This window comes from Streptomyces sp. NPDC001219 (genome assembly GCF_053597915.1).
The window spans coordinates 1-15,476 of the sequence record NZ_JBSFJF010000024.1; the positions used below are offsets into that span (position 1 = coordinate 1).

Consider the following 15,476-nt stretch of genomic DNA (forward strand, 5'->3'; position numbering starts at 1 on the left):
GCCCCGAGCGAATCCTCGCTCGGGGCCCACGGCGTTGTGCCGGGTGCGCGCTCAGACCAGGAAGTCCCGCGCCAGCTGCGCCGCCGCCCGCTCCAGCAGCGGGCCCGCCTCGGCCATACAGCGGGCCGGGTCGGGCTCCAGATCCGTCAGGGCGTACGCACGCCGGATACCGGCCGCGGCCAGCGCCTCCTGCGGCAGCCGGAGCCGGCCGCAGACCGCGACCACGTCCAGGCCGGCCGCACGGGCCGCGGCGGCGACACCGGCCGGTGCCTTGCCGTGCAGGGTCTGTGCGTCGAGCGAGCCCTCGCCGGTGATCACGAAGGTGGCCCCGGCCAGCGCCGGGGCGAAGCCCAGGACGTCGAGCATCACCTCGATGCCCGGCCGGAAGACGGCGTCCAGGCCGACCAGCGCGCCGTAGCCGACACCGCCCGCGGCGCCCGCGCCGGGCGCCAGGGCGTGTTCCGCGGCACGGGGGCCGACCGCACCCGCCAGCACCTCGGCGTAGTGCGCCAGGGCCGCGTCCAGGGTCGCCACGTCCGCCTCGCTCGCGCCCTTCTGCGGGCCGTAGACCGCGGGGGCGCCCTTCGGGCCCGTGAGCGGGTTGTCGACGTCGCTGGCGAGCACGATCCCGGTCTCCGCCAGCCGGGGGTCCAGGCCCGACAGGTCGGCGGTGGCCAGGTCGCGCAGCGGGCCGCCGCCGGGGGCGACCGGCTCGCCGTCCGCGTCCAGGAACCGTGCGCCGAGCGCCGCCAGCATCCCCGCCCCGCCGTCGGTCGTGGCGCTGCCGCCGACGCCGAAGACGATCGAGGTGGCGCCCGCGTCGAGGGCCGCGAGCAGCAGCTCGCCGGTGCCGTACGTACTCGCCGTCAGGGGCGCGAAGACACCGTCGGGAAGGTGCTGGAGTCCGGACGCCTCCGCCATCTCCACCACCGCGGTGCCGTCGGCGCCCAGCGCGAAGGTGGCCGTGACCGGCGCGCCCGTGGGGCCGGTGACCCGTGCCTCATGGCGGGTGAAGCCGGCCGCGAGGGCCGCCGCCACCGTGCCGTCGCCGCCGTCGGCGACCGGGACGGCCGAGACCGCCAGCCCGGGGACGACCTGCCGCAGACCGGCCGTGACATGCTCGGCGACCTCGACGGCCGTGAGCGACCCCTTGAATTTGTCCGCGGCGATCAGCACCTGTGCCGTGGGTGTCCTTGCTGCGTCCGCCACCGTGTTTCCCCTTGCTTTCGAACTGGCAGTCGCGCCGCTGTGACCTTATCCGGCACGTGGCGCGGCGAACAGGGCACACAGGTCCGGCTGCGCCGCCGAGCGCCCCCGGAGTGCGCCCCTCGGTTCCGCCGGTGGGGCACGGCGCCGAGCCCGTCCGTCTAGGCTCGCGCCGTGACGACGATGGACTACGCCACCTACCTCGCCGGGCTGCCCCGCGTACTCGCGGGCGCGGGCACCCTCTTCCGCGACGCGGAGGGCCGGCTGCTGCTCGTGGAGCCCAACTACCGCGACACCTGGATTCTGCCCGGCGGCACCGTCGAGTCGGACGCCGGCGAATCGCCCCGCCAGGCCGCCCGCCGCGAGACCGCCGAGGAGATCGGCCTGGACGTCGAGCCGGGCGCGCTGCTCGCCGTCGACTGGGTACGCGGCAGGCACCGGCCGCCCCTGGTCTTCTACCTCTACGACGGCGGGGTGCTGGACGCCGCCCGGCTCGCCACGATCCGGCTCCAGGAGGAGGAGCTGCTCTCCTGGCGGCTGGTCCACTGGGACGAGGCGCAGACCCTGGTCAGCCACGAGATGGCGCTGCGCCTCGACGCCGCGCTGAAGGTCCTCGCGGGCGGCCGGGGCCCGGCGGAACTGGAGGACGGGGTACCGCCGAGCGGCGCCGGCAGCCCGGCGTAGCGCGAGGTCCCGCCCTCGGCCGGGGGCTTTCGTGGCTGCTGGCCGGCCTGACGTGGGGGCGGTGCGCCACAGCTGACCGTGTCCCGCAGCTGGCGATGGGCCGTAGCTGGCGATGGGCCGTAGCTGACCGTGTCCCGCAGCCGGTGGCTCGCCGCGCCCGTCACTGACGGTCCGTCGAAACACGCTGGACGGCAGGGCGGCCGCGCTGCCTAGGCTGACCGCCATGGACGTCATCGCAGCGAAGATCGCGCAGGTGCCGGGAGTCGTCGGGGTGATGCTCGGCGGGAGCCGGGCGCGGGGCACCCACCGGGCGGACTCCGACTGGGATCTGGGGGTCTACTACCGGGGAGCACCGGACCAGGTGGCACTGGAGGCGCTGGCCGCGGAGCTGACCGGCGGCCCGGTCGAGGTGTACGGGCCGGGTTCCTGGGGTGCCTGGGTCAACGGCGGCGCCTGGCTGGTGCTGCCCGACGGCCGTCAGGTGGACCTGATTCTCCGGGACATCGAGCGGGTGCGACGGGTCTGGGAGGAGTGCCGCGCGGGCCGCTTCGAGATCGGCGAACAGGCCGGGCACCCGCTCGGCTTCTGGTCCCCCGCCTACCCGGGCGAGGTGGCGCTGGGCCAGGTGCTCGCCGACACCGGCGGCGCACTGGCCCGCCTCCGGAGCGAGACCCGGGACTACCCGGAGGCCCTGCGCACGGCACTGACCGGCACCGCGGTCTGGGACGCCGGGTTCTCCGTGGCGATGGCGGGCAAGTCGGCCGGGGCACGGGACGTCCTGCACGCGGCCCTGTGTCTGTCCCGCGCCGTCGGCGGCCTCGTCCAGGCCCTGCACGCCCACCACCGCACCTGGTGCCTCAACGAGAAGGGCGCCCTCACCGCGGCCGCCGGGATGCCGGACACCCCGCCCGGCTTCGCCACCCGCGCCACCGCCCTCCTCGGCGAACTCGGCCGTACGGAAGGCGAGTTGCGCCGGTCACTGACGGAGGCGGAGGGGCTGGTGGCAGAGGTACGGGCGGTGGTGGGCGGCTAGGGCCTGCCGGTCGAGGGGGCGTGTCGCCGCTGTCGGGCCCCGCGCCTGTCCGTACGCGCGGGGGCTCGGTCAGCCGCACGCCTCCGCCGGGAAGAGGGTGCCGGGTGTCCGCTCGAAGGCGAGCAGCCGGCGCTTGCGGTCGAGGCCGCCGCCGTAGCCGGTGAGGCTGCCGTTGGCGCCGACGACGCGGTGGCACGGGACGATGATGCCGACCGGGTTGCGGCCGTTGGCCAGACCGACCGCGCGGGACGCCGACGGGGCGCCGAGCCGCTCGGCGAGCTGCCCGTAGGAGACGGTCTCGCCGTACGGGATGGTGCACAGCGCCGCCCACACGCGGCGCTGGAAGGGCGTACCGCGGAGCGCGAGCGGCAGGTCGAAGGTGGTCAACTCGCCGTGGAAATAGGCCCGTAGCTGGCCGATGGCCCCGGCGAACGGCGGCTCGCCCGGGTCCGCCGGGTCGCCGAAGGTGTCCTGGGGCGGGCGGTGGCGCTGGTCGGTCATGTAGAGACCGCTGAGGGCGTCGCCGGTGGCGACGAGGGTGAGCGGCCCCACCGGGGTGTCGTCCAGGACGGTGTGGGTGACGGGGGCGGCGGGTTCGGGTGCGTGAACGGTCATGGCGGCGGACTCAGTTCGTCGGGAGGTGGTTGATGGGGTGGTCGTCGGTGGCCCAGAGGTACTGGACGGCGTAGGCGCGCCAGGGGCGCCAGAGCGCGGAGTGCCGGACGAGGGCGGCCGGGGTGGCCGGCAGGCCGAGGCCGGCGGCCGCGCGGCGCAGGCCGAGATCGGTCGGGGTGAAGGCGTCCGGGTCGCCGAGTGCGCGCATGGCGATGCATTCGACGGTCCAGGGGCCGATCCCCGGCAGCGCCGCGAGCTGCGCCCGGGCGGCGTCCCGGTCGCTGCCGACGTCCAGTTGCAGCGCGCCGGAGCCGAGGGCGGCGACGACGCCGGTGAGAGTGGCCCGGCGGGTACGGGGCATCGCCAGCCGCTCCGGATTCAGTCCGGCGAGCGCGGCGGTGGACGGGAAGAGGTGGGTGAGGCCGCCGTCCGGGTCGTCGACCGGTTCGCCGTGCGCCCGGACCAGCCGTCCGGCGTGGGTGCGGGCCGCCGCGGTGGAGACCTGCTGGCCGAGGACGGCGCGGACCGCGAACTCGTCCGCGTCGACCGTCCGCGGGACCCGGCGGCCGGGTGCCTTGTCGACGAGCGGGGCCAGTCGCGGGTCCTCGCGGAGTAGTCCGTCGACGGCTTCCGGGTCCGCGTCGAGGTCGAGCATCCGGCGGCAGCGGGCGATGGCTCCGGCCAGATCGCGCAGATCGGTGAGGGAGAGGCGGCAGTCGATGTGGTCGGGGCGGGGCGCGAGGGCGACGATGCCGTGCCCGTAGGGGAGGTCCAGGGTCCGGCGGTAGGCGCCGTCCCGCCACTCCTCGACGCCGGGGACCGCGGTGGCGGCGAGATGCCCGAAGAGGTTGTCGGGGTTCAGCGGCTGCCGGAAGGGGAGCCGCAGCGCGAGCGCACCGGGCACCGCCGCCCGCGGTCCGGGCCGGGCGCGCTGCCGCAGTTCCGTGGGGGACAGCGCGAAGACCTCCCGTACCGTCTCGTTGAAGGTGCGGATGCTGGCGAACCCGGCGGCGAAGGCGATCTCGGCCATCGGCAGTGCGCTGGTCTCCACCAGGAGCCGGGCGGTCTGCGCACGCTGGGCACGGGCCAGGGCGAGCGGCCCCGCCCCGAGCTCGGCCAGCAGCTGCCGCTCGACCTGCCGGGTGCTGTAGCCGAGCCGGGCGGCGAGCCCGGGGATGCCCTCCCGGTCGACGACGCCGTCGGCGATCAGCCGCATGGCGCGGGCCACGAGGTCGGCCCGCTCGTTCCACTCCGGGGACCCCGGGCTGGCGTCCGGACGGCACCGCTTGCAGGCCCGGAACCCGGCCTGCTGGGCGGCCGCCGCACTCGGGTAGAAGCGCATGTTCTCCGGCTTGGGCGGCACCACGGGGCAGCTCGGACGGCAGTAGATCCGGGTCGTGAGCACGGCGGTGTAGAACCAGCCGTCGAAGCGGGCGTCCTTGGACTGCACGGCGCGCAGACAGCGCTCGGTGTCGGTGTGCATGCCTTCAGGATTGCTCAGCCGACGCGGTCGGGCTGGCGAGAATCCGACATCGATGTCGGGGGCGGTACCACGGGTGGTGGCGGGTCGCGGTGACCGAGGAGCCCTGCCCGTCCGGCCCGGCGTCGGTCAGTCCGTCGGGCCGGTTTCTGCCAGCGCCGTTTCGTACGCCTCCCGTGCGCTGTCGTCGAAGACGACGAAGCGGATCTCGTCGAAGGCTCCGGGGGACGCGGCGGCCTCGGCGCGGACGGTGGCGACGGCGGTGCGGGCGCCGTCATCGACCGGCCAGCCGTACACCCCCGTGGAGATCGCCGGAAAGGCGACCGTCCGCGCGCCGAGTTCGCCGGCGACCCGGAGGGACTCGCGGTAGCAGGAGGCGAGGAGTGCGGAGCGGTCCTCGTTGCTGGTCCATACGGGGCCGACGGTGTGGATGACCCAGCGGGCCGGGAGGCGGCCGGCGGTGGTGGCGACGGCCTGGCCGGTGGGGAGGCCGGGGCCGTACTGTGCGGCGCGCAGGGCGCGGCACGCGTCGAGGATCTCCGGGCCGCCGCGCCGGTGGATCGCGCCGTCCACGCCCCCGCCGCCGAGCAGTGACGAGTTGGCGGCGTTGACCACGGCGTCCACGGCCTGTTCGGTGATGTCGCCCTGGACGAGGGTGAGGGAGAGGCTCATGGGGACCGAGCCTAAGGCGGTGCCTGGCGGATCTCCGGGAGCGACGGGCGGGGGGCGGGGTCGGGGGCCGGAGATCCGCTGGGGGCGGGGCGCCGCCTGAACGGCGTGTCGGTCAGCGGCGGTTGGCGCGCAGGCGGCGCCAGACCCGCTTGGCGGCGTAGTGGCCGGACATGCCGTGGACGCCGGGGCCGGGCGGGGTGGCCTGGGAGCAGAGGAAGACGGCGGGGTGGGCGGTCTCGTAGGGGACGCGGGCGAGCTTGGGGCGGATGAGCAGGCGCAGGCCGGCCGCGGAGCCGGTGGCGGTGTCGCCGCCGACGTAGTTGGCGTTGCGGGCGGCGATCTGGGGCGGGCCGGCGACCGCGCGGGCCAGCACGAGGTCGCGGAAGCCGGGGGCGAAGCGCTCGATCTGCCGCTCGACGACCTCGGTGGCGTCGCCCTCCCAGCCGTGCGGGACATGGCCGTACGCCCAGAAGGTGTGCTTACCCTCGGGGGCACGGGTGGGGTCGATCAGGCTGGGCTGAGCGGTGATCAGGAAGGGGACGGAGGGGTCCTGGCCGTGGGTCGCGGCGTTGAGCGAGGCGCCGATCTCGCCGCTGGTGGGGCCGATGTGGACGGTGCCGGCGCGCCGGGCCTCCTTGGCCGTCCACGGCACCGGGGCGGACAGCGCGTAGTCGATCTTGAAGACGCTGGGGCCGTACTTCACGTCGCGGTAGGCGTTGCCCAGTCCGGCGATCCGGGCGAGCGCGGTCGGGGAGGTGTCGAAGACGTACGCGCGGGCCGGCGGCAGGTCGTCCAGGCGCTTGACCTCGAAGTCGGTGTGCACGACGCCGCCGTGGGCGCGCAGCAGACCGGCGAGCGCGTCGGAGATTGCCTGGGAGCCGCCGCGCGGTACCGGCCAGCCCTTGTGGTGGCCGGCGAGGGCGAACATCAGGGCCATGCCGGCGGTGCCGAAGCCGCTGAGCGGGGCGTTGGCGTGCGCCCCGAGCCCGGCCAGCAGTCCGCGGGCCTTCTCGTCCTGGAAGCGGCGGTTGAGGAGGCTGACCGGCTGCATCGCGACCAGGCCGAAGCGGGCGTAGGTCACCGGGTCCTGCGGCAGGCCGAGCCACTGGGTGCGCAGGAAGTCGTGGGCCATGGTGTCCCACTTGCCGATGAAGGGCGCCACGAGTCTGCGGTAGGTGCCGGCGTCGCGCGGCCCGAAGGACATCGCGGTCTCGCCGACGGACTGGGCGAGCACGGCGGCCGTGCCGTCCGGGAACGGGTGCGCCATCGGGAGTTCGGGGTGCAGCCATTCCAGGCCGTGGCGGTCCAGCGGCATGGCGGAGAAGGCGGGCGAGCCGATGCCGGTGGGGTGCACCGCCGAGCAGGGGTCGTGGCGGAAGCCGGGGAGGGTCAGCTCCTCGGTGCGGGCGCCGCCGCCGATGGTGTCGCGGGCCTCGAAGACCTCAACGGACATACCGCGGCGGGCCAGTTCGACGGCCGCCGTCAGGCCGTTGGGTCCCGCTCCGATCACCACGGCATCGAGCATCCTCGGCACCTGCGCCACTCCCCTCGTGTGCGACCCTCGCCGTCGAGGGTCAGTTGGCGGCTGCCAGCAGTCCGAGGATACGCCGCGCCGTTTCGGCGTCCCGCGCCGCAGTGAAGGGCAGCGCATTGCCGCCTTCGATACGGAACGGCTGCCCGGCGACCGTGCCGCTGGCGCCGCCCGCCTCGTGGACCAGCAGCAGCCCGGCGGCGTGGTCCCAGGCGTTCTCCCAGCTGAAGGCCGTGGCGTCGATCTCGCCGCGGGCTATGTGCAGATACTCCAGGCCCGCCGAGCCACAGGGGCGCGGGGCGATACCACCGGTCTCCAGGGTGGCGAGCACCCGCTTCTGCTCGTCGTCGGTGAAGTCGTAATGGGAGGTGGCGACGTCGAGCACCGCGCCGGCGGACGGGCTGCCGGCCCGCAGCGGGACGCCGTTCAGCCAGGCGCCGGCGCCGCGGCGGGCGACGGCCATCAGGCCGAGCGCGGGGGCGTACGTCCAGGAGGCCAGCACCTCACCGCGGTGGGCGAGCGCGACGAGCGTGCAGAAGCCGGGGTCGCCGTGGACGAACTGGCGGGTGCCGTCGACCGGGTCGACGATCCAGACGGGGGCGTCGCCGTGCAGCGCGTCGAGTACCCGCGGGTCGGCGTGCACCGCCTCCTCGCCGACCACCAGGGAGCCGGGCAGCAGGGCCGTGAGCGAGGCGGTGAGGTGCTCCTCGGCGAGGCGGTCGGCGACCGTGACGAGGTCGTGCGGCCCGTTCTTCTCGACGATGTCCTCGGCGGCGAGCTGCCGGAAACGCGGCGTGATCTCGTCGGCCGCGGCGCGGCGCACGGCGGCCTCGACGGCGGCGAGGTCCAGGTCCAGCGCCGCCAGGCCGGGCGCCGGGGTGCCCGGGGCGGTGTCCGGGGTCGCGGCGGACGGAACGGCGGCAGACGGAGTGGCGGCGGCCGGAGTGGTGGCGGCCGGGGTAGCGGCAAGCGGGTTGATCTCGGTGTCTCCCGACTCTTGGGTACGCAGTGCTTCGATCATGTGTCCATCGAAACACGAGCCACTGACACAACGACTGGACTCCAGGTGAATTCCGGATGCCGCGGCGGGCACGGCCGGGGGCCGGCCCGCCCGGCGAACGCCGAAGGCGCGCCCGCCCCGGACCCTCAGCGCCCGACCGCGTACCCCTGCATCCCCCGCGGATTCGCCGCGGCGGACAGCACCCCGGTCTCCGGGTCCCGCGCCACCGCGCACAGCCGCCCCTCGGACCAGGCGTCACCCACCGTCACCCGGTGACCACGCCGCCGCAGCCCGTCGATCACTCCCTGGCCGATCCGGGACTCCACGGTCACGCTCCCCGGCCACATCGCACGCGGGAAGAAGGACCCGGGGAAGGAGTCGTTGTGCCAGTTCGGAGCATCGATGGCGCCCTGCAGGTCGAGGCCGCCGCGGACCGCCCCGCGCAGCGCCACGGCCAGGAAGAAGTGCAGCTGCCACTGGTCCTGCTGATCGCCGCCCGGCGTCCCGAAGGCCATCACCGGGACCCCGTCGCGCAGCGCGAGGGACGGGGTGAGGGTGGTGCGCGGGCGGCGCCCCGGGGTGAGCGAGTTGGGCAGGCCCTCCTCCAGCCAGGCCATCTGCAGCCGCGTGCCGAGGGGGAAGCCGAGCGACGGCACGACGGGGTTGGACTGCAGCCAGCCGCCGGACGGCGTGGCGGAGACCAGGTTGCCCCAGCGGTCGACGACGTCGATATGGCAGGTGTCGCCGCGGGTCGCACCGTTCCGGTCGATCTCGGGAGCCACATCCGCCGGCACCCCGCCGGGCCCGGCCACCGCCCCGTGCGCGACGGTCGGCTCGCCCGCCCCGCTCCCGGAGGCGCCCCGCACGTCGCGGCCCTCGCCACCCGCCGCCGCGTGCTTGCTCAGCCGCGGGGTGCGGCCGTCCGGGCTGCCGGGACGCAGCTCGTACGAGGCGCGCTCGCCGACGAGGGACCGGCGGGCGGCGTTGTAGCCGTCGCTCAGCAGCGCGTCGAGCGGCACCTCGGCGGCGTCGCCGTACCAGGCCTCGCGGTCGGCCATCGCCAGCTTGCAGCCCTCGATGAGCAGATGGACGTACTCCGGGCTGCCGTACGCGGGCAACTCCGGTGGCAGCAGCGCGAGTTGCTGGAGGAAGGCGGGGCCCTGGGACCAGCTGCCGGCCTTGGCGACGGTCCAGCCGTTCCAGTCGTGGGTGACCGGCGCCTCGTAGGTGGCGGAGAAGGCGGCCAGGTCGTCGCCGGTGAGGGTGCCCGCGTGGCGTTCGCCGGAGGTGTCCATGGCGGGGCGGGCCGCGAAGGCGGCGAGCGCCTCGCCGATGAAGCCTTCGCGCCAGATACGGCGGGCGGCGTCGATCTGCGCCTCCCGGCCGGTCGCCGCGGCCTCCGCCTCGGCGGTCAGCCGGCGCCAGGTGGCGGCCAGCGGACGGTTCCGCAGCAGCCCTCCGGGGGCGACGGGCCGGCCGTCGGGGAGGTACAGCTCGGCGGAGGAGGTCCACTCCGTCTCGAAGAGTGCGCGGACCGTTTCGACGGTCGCGCCGATCCGCTCGACGGCGGGATGGCCGTGCTCCGCGTAGCCGATGGCGTACCGCAGCACCTCGGCGAGGGACTTGCTGCCGTGATCGCGCAGCAGCAGCATCCAGGCGTCGAAGGCGCCGGGTACCGCGGCGGCGAGCGGTCCGGTGCCGGGCACCAGGTCGAGGCCCAGCGAGGTGTAGTGCGCCACGCTGGCCCCGGCCGGTGCCGGGCCCTGGCCGCACAGCACCCGCACGGGCCCGTCCGCGGGCGCCAGGAGGATCGGCACCTCCCCCGCCGGGCCGTTCAGATGCGGCTCGACGACATGCAGCACGAACCCGGCGGCCACCGCTGCGTCATAGGCGTTTCCGCCGTCCTCCAGGACGGCCATCGCGGACTGGGACGCCAGCCAGTGCGTGGTGGAGGCCATGCCGAAGGTGCCTTGGAGGGTCGGGCGGGTGGTGAACACGGTGACTCCTCGGTGGTGCGGTGGGAACGCGGTGCGGCGGGTACGGGGCGGCCGTCCCGTCGACCGGCCCTTCGCGATCGTACGTACGGCTCGCCGACCTGGCCGAGGCCCTGACGCAGCTCGCCGGGTGCGCCCCTCGCCTACCGGGAGGAGACCTTCCCGGACCGCGGGCACATAGGCTCATGCCCGCGGTCCGGCAGCCCGGCTTCCTGAGCCCGTACGAAGCCGGTCCGGAGCCCGTCCCGGAGCCCCCGAAGAAGTGAGGCGACACCCCCATGAAGCGCACCGCGCTCCCCCGCTCCGCCGAAGGCGTCCGCTGGGACGGCCTGGCGCTCGGCCTCGACGGTCCGGCCCGCCCGCCGCTGCGGGCCGAAGTCGCCGACGGGCGGCGGCTGGTGCTCTTCCAGGGAGACGAGGCGGTGCTGCTGGCCCGCCAGCGCGTCACCCATCGCGGGGTCCACTACGCCCGCACCGGCCGCTACACCTCGCCGGTGCCTCCGCTGCGAGCAGGGACGGCCCGTACCTACCGGGAGGCCTGCCCGGACGACGACACCTGGCTCGCCCGGTGGGCCCACCACTTCGCGAGCGCCCTCCGGGAGAGCGTCAACGGGCCGCTGCATGAAGGGGATTGGCAGCTCACCCGCGGCCTTCCTCCCCGGTGGGACATCAACGCGAACTGGGCACGGCTGCCGCGACACGACCCGGCCATCGGCCACATCACCTGGTTCGGCCACGGCGATCCCGAGGAGGACGCCCGTGACATGCTGCCGCTGCGCCCGCTGCCGGACCCCGATACGGCGCGGGTGAAGGCCTACCGGCGCCAGTACCGTGAAGGCGTCCTGCCTCCCGTCCTCCTCTGGTGGGTGAGCGGACTCGACACCTTCCTGGTGCTGGACGGGCACGACCGCCTGGCGGCCGCACTCGCCGAGCACGGCCGCCCGCACGTCCTCGCCCTGGCCCGGGAACTCCCTGACCAGTGGGCCACCCGCTACGCCCAGCCCCTGATCAGCCACCACGCGGACCAGGTCACCGGCCTGGAACGGGACCACGCCGCGTGCCCTCCGCTCGTCGAAACCCTGACCCGGGCGGCCGACCGCCGGCTGGGACAGCAGTTGCACGAGCTCGCCACCACCCCGGACCGGACCTGCGCCTGGCCCCTCCCCGGCGGCGCCCCCACCTGGGACGCGCTCGCCCGCCGGCACGCCCCCGGCTGGTACCCGGACACCGAGAACTGACAGGACGGGTCGCGCGGAAAACCGACAGGACGGACCGCGGCGGGGCTGCGTACGCTCGCACCATGACCGGTACCGGCGCCTCCCCCGACCAGGCATCCCACCGCCCCCTCGTCGCGATCCTCACCGGAGCGGGGATCTCCACCGACTCCGGGATTCCCGACTACCGGGGGCCGAACGGGCTGTGGCGGCGGGACCCGGAGGCCGAGAAGCTGGTCACCTACGACACGTACATGGGCGATCCGGAGATCCGGCGGCGGTCGTGGCGGATGCGGCAGGAGAGCCCCGCGTTCCGGGCGCGGCCGAACGCCGCGCACGAGGCGGTGGCCAGGCTGGAGCGGTCCGGGACCCCGGTGCGGGTGATCACCCAGAACGTCGACGGGCTGCATCAGCGCGCGGGGATGCCCGACCGCAAGGTGCTCGAACTGCACGGCACGGTGCGGGCGGTCACCTGCACCCGCTGCCATGCCCGGTCGTCGATGGCCGAGGCGCTGGAGCGGGTGGCCGCGGGCGAGCCGGACCCGGCGTGCCTGGTGTGCGGCGGGATTCTGAAGTCGGCGACGGTGATGTTCGGTGAGCGGCTCGACCCGCGGGTGCTCGGTACGGCACTGGGCGTGGCGAAGGCGGCGGAGGTCTTCCTGGCGGTCGGTACGACGCTCCAGGTCCAGCCGGCGGCCTCGCTCGCGGGGGTGGCCGCCGAGCACGGCGCACGGCTGATCATCGTCAACGCCGAGCCGACGCCGTACGACCCGCTCGCCGCCGAGGTGATCCGCGAGCCGATCGGCAGTGCGCTGCCCCGGCTGCTGGAGGGGCTGGCGGAGGACTCCGAACAGTGACCAGGGCAAGGCCCGCCCGTACGCCACGGGGCAGCACACGGACGGGGCCGGTCTCAGAGGGGCCAGGAGTGCGCCGGGTCGTCCAGCCACACCCTTTGGCCTTCAACGGTCACGGTCAGACCGAACCGCGAGGTGTCCGGGCGGCCATGGCCGTCCCACCATCGGTACGCGTTCTCCACTTCGTCCCAGAGCCGGCGCGGGCCGAATTGCCACACGCGCGCCGACTCCCCGTCCCGGAACTGCACACACGCCCATGAGTTGTCACTCAGACCGTAGAACCAGACAGGCCGTGCGCCGTCGTTCTTGTTCGCCTCGACGTATGAGCACTGCGGGACACGGAGTCCGATGACGAAGCGCTCCGAGCCGAATTGCTCCCCGATGAACTCCGCTTCGGTGATCATCGTTGATGATTCGTCGCCGTCCGTCACGCTCCCCGTCACGTACTCGGAGTGCGCCCGGGGAACGAACCGTTGGGAGCGGAGCTTCATGAATTCCACGGGGCCGGTAAAGGCGCCCGAAGCGCTCTGCCCGTCCGATGCCACCACCAGGCGAGCCACAGCGTCGGCGTGACTGTGGTTCGTCCCCCACGGGGCCACGATGACCCCGCCGGGCCGGCACTGCGCCACCCACGCGAACGGGAGGGCGCGGAGGCCGCACGTAGCGATCACCCGGTCATACGGCGCCGCCTCCGGGTAGCCCTGGAGCCCGTCGCCGTGGACAACACGCAGAGGGATTCCCAGCCGCTCCACAGTCGCCATGGCGGTCGTGGCCACCGCCCGGTCCACCTCCACCGTGGTCACACACCCCGGCCCCGCACGATGGGCCATGAGCAACGCGTTCCAGGTGGTGGCGGTGCCGATCTCCAGGGCCTGATGACCGGGCTGGAGGTCCAGTTCCCGGAGCATGCGGAACACCACGGAGGGCATGGACGCGGAGCTGGTCGGCACGTGCCCCGGTGCGGTGCCGGTGTGCTTCCCGTCGTCCCACTGCGTCACGATCGGTACGTCGGAGTCCGCGAACTCCTGCCACCTGGCGGGGTCGTCCGCTCTGGAAACGGTCACGCTTCGGCCGGCCTCCATGTCGAACGGCCACATGAGGTCCGGCAACACGGTGGATCGGGGGACGGCCGCGTACGAGGGTGCCCAGTCGGAGGAAAGGGCCCCTGAAGACGTGAGGGCACGCCCCAGCCCGTCCAGGCTGGGGCGCTCCTTGTGTGCGTCGGTGGTCACTGCTCACGCAACCTTGGGCGGGTTGGGGACGCCGGGGCCGCCGTCCGGGGTCGGGGGCGTCTGCGGGCCAGGCCACGGCTCACCGGGGACCTTGTCGCCGCCGTCGTTCGCAGGGATCGTGATCACATTTCCTCCTGATGGATTCCTGATGAGGTTTCATCCGTCCGACCGGTGCCATCCATGGAGCGGCGCCGTGGGGCCTTGCCCGCCCCCGCGTCCCCTCTCGTGAGCGGTAGCGCGCCGGTCTCCACAGCCACCCCGTCATGCTGCGGATGGCGCCGGAGCAACACCCGGCAGTCCACCGCCTTCGTCCGGTCTCCGGCCCTTTCGGCCGCCTTCAACTCCCGTTTCAAGTCGGCACACTTCGCGCAGCTCACGACATTCCTCGCTTGCCGGCAGGCCGGAGCTTCGCCAGGGCCCGGAGCTGTCGCCCCTCGTGCTCCGCCCCCGGTCGCGGGCGGCCGAGTGCCCCGATCACGCCCGCGCCTCCCTTCCGTGGGGATGGCCCGCGATCACACCGTTGAGGCTCCGGACCTCCAGTGAACGGCCCGCTCGGCGAGCTACTTCCCGGTCCCTGCCGCAGGGTTCACACACATCGCACCCCGGAACAGGAACGGGCTCCAGCTCCGGGCCTGCCCGCCCCGGGCCCGCTCGCGCACATTGCTCAACCATCCGAACCCCTCACTGTGTGTGGCTGGTTGGTGACAAGAATGGGGTAGGAATCGGTACTGTGAGGGGAGATTTGGCGCCCAACCTGGGCGTTGGTCAGATCGGCATATGCACGTGCAGTTGACCGGCATAAATGACGCGACAACCGCACGTGACCAGGTCAATGGTCAGGGGGAGTTATGGACATGAACGCGGGCGCGGCAGGGGGCACGCAGGGCGCAGACGACCCGCGCCGGGAGTTCGCCGAAGAGTGCCGGAGCGCACGCGAGCTGCACCCGGACGGGCCTCTCAACCAGACTCAGCTAGCGAAGCTGGCCCGAACGTCCAAGAGCACAATTTCCCGCGTGGAAACGTGCAAGGGTCCCATCCCCCCGGACCTACCGCCCCTGTTGGACCAGATCTTCTCGACGGACGGGAAGTTCAAGCGTCTCTACGAGGATGCCGTAGCGCGCTCGTTTCCGTCGCTGTACCGGCAGCGTATGGCGCTTGAACGAAAGGCCCTTGTCATCCGTGAATGGTCCCCGACCATCGTCCCGGGGCTTTTCCAGACGGCTGACTATGCGCGGTTCTTGTTCAAGGGGGGAGCCCCGCTCGCGGGAGACGATGAGGTGGCGGCGTTCATTACCAACCGGCTCACGCGCCAGGCCATGCTGGACGCGGAGGCTCCCCCGGATATTCGTGTGGTGCTCTGCGAGTCGGTTCTTCGGCGTCGGTTCTGCCCGAAGGACATCATGCGTCGCCAACTGGCGGCCTTGCTGGAAGCCGGGGAACGCCCGACTGTTCGCATCCAAATTCTCCCGCTGGATGCGCCGGCGCACCTATTCAGCGACTGGCCCGTGACGCTCCTGACCGCTCCAAGCCACACGGTCACTGTCTGTGTGGAGAGCTATCGGACCGCCGGTATCGTGGAGGCGCCTGACGATGTGCGTACGGCGCTCCGTACCTACGATGAGCTCACGAGCGACGCACTTTCGGCACGGGACAGCGCGCGCCTGATCGTTAAGCAGATGGAGACACTGTCGTGAAGATCGGTCCGACCCAGTGGGTCAAGTCCAGCTACAGCAGCGCAGAAGGCGGCAACTGCGTGGAGTGGTCCCCAGCGTACGCAAGCGCCCACGGATTCGTCCCCGTCCGGGACAGCAAGGACCCGGAACGCCCGGCCCTGATGTTCGAGTCGACCACGTGGTCAGCCTTCGTCGCCGGCGTGCAGGCAGGGGAGTTCCCCGCATAGGTTCGTGCAGCGAAACACAGTCGGCCCCCTCCGGATGTCCAGGAGGGGGCCGACTCGCGCC

Annotated in this window: 15 protein-coding genes; 6 read left to right on the top strand and 9 right to left on the bottom strand. The window is 73.6% G+C overall.

The window, feature by feature from the left end; genetic code table 11:
- Window positions 1-51: 51 nt before the first annotated feature.
- Window positions 52-1,176 (bottom strand): glycerate kinase, encoded by a 1,125-nt coding sequence (locus ACWC9R_RS17695; protein ID WP_450732674.1) that lies wholly within the window; start codon window positions 1,174-1,176, stop codon window positions 52-54.
- 213 nt (window positions 1,177-1,389) lie between these two features.
- Between ACWC9R_RS17695 and ACWC9R_RS17700 the strand changes: the two genes are divergently transcribed.
- Together ACWC9R_RS17700 and ACWC9R_RS17705 are read left to right on the top strand one after the other, a co-directional pair.
- On the top strand, window positions 1,390-1,890 hold the full coding sequence (locus ACWC9R_RS17700; protein WP_450732676.1) for an NUDIX domain-containing protein: 501 nt from the start codon (window positions 1,390-1,392) through the stop codon (window positions 1,888-1,890).
- Between the two features lie 223 nt (window positions 1,891-2,113).
- Window positions 2,114-2,923: a nucleotidyltransferase domain-containing protein gene (locus ACWC9R_RS17705; protein ID WP_450732529.1), complete on the top strand. Its 810-nt coding sequence runs from the start codon at window positions 2,114-2,116 to the stop codon at window positions 2,921-2,923.
- Window positions 2,924-2,992: 69 nt separating this feature from the next.
- On the opposite strand, the gene ACWC9R_RS17710 is transcribed toward ACWC9R_RS17705, so the two are convergent.
- From ACWC9R_RS17710 to ACWC9R_RS17735, 6 genes are all read right to left on the bottom strand, one after another.
- Window positions 2,993-3,538, bottom strand: a complete 546-nt coding sequence (locus ACWC9R_RS17710) for a methylated-DNA--[protein]-cysteine S-methyltransferase (protein ID WP_450732530.1) — start codon at window positions 3,536-3,538, stop codon at window positions 2,993-2,995.
- A 10-nt stretch (window positions 3,539-3,548) separates the two neighbouring features.
- On the bottom strand, window positions 3,549-5,021 hold the full coding sequence (locus tag ACWC9R_RS17715; protein WP_450732532.1) for an AlkA N-terminal domain-containing protein: 1,473 nt from the start codon (window positions 5,019-5,021) through the stop codon (window positions 3,549-3,551).
- Between the two features lie 126 nt (window positions 5,022-5,147).
- Window positions 5,148-5,690, bottom strand: coding sequence for an O-acetyl-ADP-ribose deacetylase (locus ACWC9R_RS17720; RefSeq protein WP_450732533.1), 543 nt, complete (start codon window positions 5,688-5,690; stop codon window positions 5,148-5,150).
- A 112-nt stretch (window positions 5,691-5,802) separates the two neighbouring features.
- Window positions 5,803-7,215, bottom strand: coding sequence for a phytoene desaturase family protein (locus tag ACWC9R_RS17725; RefSeq protein ID WP_450732534.1), 1,413 nt, complete (start codon window positions 7,213-7,215; stop codon window positions 5,803-5,805).
- 49 nt (window positions 7,216-7,264) lie between these two features.
- Window positions 7,265-8,242: an inositol monophosphatase family protein gene (locus ACWC9R_RS17730; RefSeq protein ID WP_450732536.1), complete on the bottom strand. Its 978-nt coding sequence runs from the start codon at window positions 8,240-8,242 to the stop codon at window positions 7,265-7,267.
- 125 nt (window positions 8,243-8,367) lie between these two features.
- Window positions 8,368-10,218 (bottom strand): gamma-glutamyltransferase family protein, encoded by a 1,851-nt coding sequence (locus tag ACWC9R_RS17735; RefSeq protein WP_450732538.1) that lies wholly within the window; start codon window positions 10,216-10,218, stop codon window positions 8,368-8,370.
- A 275-nt stretch (window positions 10,219-10,493) separates the two neighbouring features.
- On the opposite strand from ACWC9R_RS17735, the gene ACWC9R_RS17740 reads away from it, so the two are divergent.
- Entirely contained in the window at window positions 10,494-11,453 is a 960-nt protein-coding gene (locus ACWC9R_RS17740; RefSeq protein ID WP_450732540.1) for a hypothetical protein, read from the top strand.
- A 62-nt stretch (window positions 11,454-11,515) separates the two neighbouring features.
- The gene (locus ACWC9R_RS17745; RefSeq protein ID WP_450732542.1) at window positions 11,516-12,286 is read left to right on the top strand and encodes an SIR2 family NAD-dependent protein deacylase; all 771 of its coding nucleotides are present in this window, start codon (window positions 11,516-11,518) and stop codon (window positions 12,284-12,286) included.
- A gap of 53 nt (window positions 12,287-12,339) precedes the next feature.
- On the opposite strand, the gene ACWC9R_RS17750 is transcribed toward ACWC9R_RS17745, so the two are convergent.
- Together ACWC9R_RS17750 and ACWC9R_RS17755 are read right to left on the bottom strand one after the other, a co-directional pair.
- Entirely contained in the window at window positions 12,340-13,515 is a 1,176-nt protein-coding gene (locus ACWC9R_RS17750) for a protein-L-isoaspartate(D-aspartate) O-methyltransferase (protein ID WP_450732544.1), read from the bottom strand.
- Between the two features lie 3 nt (window positions 13,516-13,518).
- Window positions 13,519-13,641 (bottom strand): hypothetical protein, encoded by a 123-nt coding sequence (locus tag ACWC9R_RS17755; RefSeq protein ID WP_450732546.1) that lies wholly within the window; start codon window positions 13,639-13,641, stop codon window positions 13,519-13,521.
- Window positions 13,642-14,363: 722 nt separating this feature from the next.
- Between ACWC9R_RS17755 and ACWC9R_RS17760 the strand changes: the two genes are divergently transcribed.
- Both ACWC9R_RS17760 and ACWC9R_RS17765 read left to right on the top strand, forming a co-directional pair.
- Window positions 14,364-15,209, top strand: coding sequence for a DUF5753 domain-containing protein (locus ACWC9R_RS17760; RefSeq protein WP_450732548.1), 846 nt, complete (start codon window positions 14,364-14,366; stop codon window positions 15,207-15,209).
- Window positions 15,206-15,415: a DUF397 domain-containing protein gene (locus ACWC9R_RS17765; protein ID WP_450732550.1), complete on the top strand. Its 210-nt coding sequence runs from the start codon at window positions 15,206-15,208 to the stop codon at window positions 15,413-15,415. The genes ACWC9R_RS17760 and ACWC9R_RS17765 overlap by 4 nt, the downstream gene beginning before the upstream one ends.
- Window positions 15,416-15,476: the final 61 nt, after the last annotated feature.

Excerpts from the sequence above, each read along its gene's own strand:
- ACWC9R_RS17740 (WP_450732540.1), top strand. The coding sequence starts at position 10,494 with ATGAAGCGCACCGCGCTCCCCCGCTCCGCCGAAGGCGTCCGCTGGGAC.
- ACWC9R_RS17705 (WP_450732529.1), top strand. The coding sequence starts at position 2,114 with ATGGACGTCATCGCAGCGAAGATCGCGCAGGTGCCGGGAGTCGTCGGG.
- ACWC9R_RS17715 (WP_450732532.1), bottom strand. The coding sequence starts at position 5,021 with ATGCACACCGACACCGAGCGCTGTCTGCGCGCCGTGCAGTCCAAGGAC.
- ACWC9R_RS17730 (WP_450732536.1), bottom strand. The coding sequence starts at position 8,242 with ATGATCGAAGCACTGCGTACCCAAGAGTCGGGAGACACCGAGATCAAC.
- ACWC9R_RS17710 (WP_450732530.1), bottom strand. The coding sequence starts at position 3,538 with ATGACCGTTCACGCACCCGAACCCGCCGCCCCCGTCACCCACACCGTC.
- ACWC9R_RS17725 (WP_450732534.1), bottom strand. The coding sequence starts at position 7,215 with ATGCTCGATGCCGTGGTGATCGGAGCGGGACCCAACGGCCTGACGGCG.
- ACWC9R_RS17720 (WP_450732533.1), bottom strand. The coding sequence starts at position 5,690 with ATGAGCCTCTCCCTCACCCTCGTCCAGGGCGACATCACCGAACAGGCC.
- ACWC9R_RS17745 (WP_450732542.1), top strand. The coding sequence starts at position 11,516 with ATGACCGGTACCGGCGCCTCCCCCGACCAGGCATCCCACCGCCCCCTC.
- ACWC9R_RS17760 (WP_450732548.1), top strand. The coding sequence starts at position 14,364 with ATGGACATGAACGCGGGCGCGGCAGGGGGCACGCAGGGCGCAGACGAC.
- ACWC9R_RS17700 (WP_450732676.1), top strand. The coding sequence starts at position 1,390 with ATGGACTACGCCACCTACCTCGCCGGGCTGCCCCGCGTACTCGCGGGC.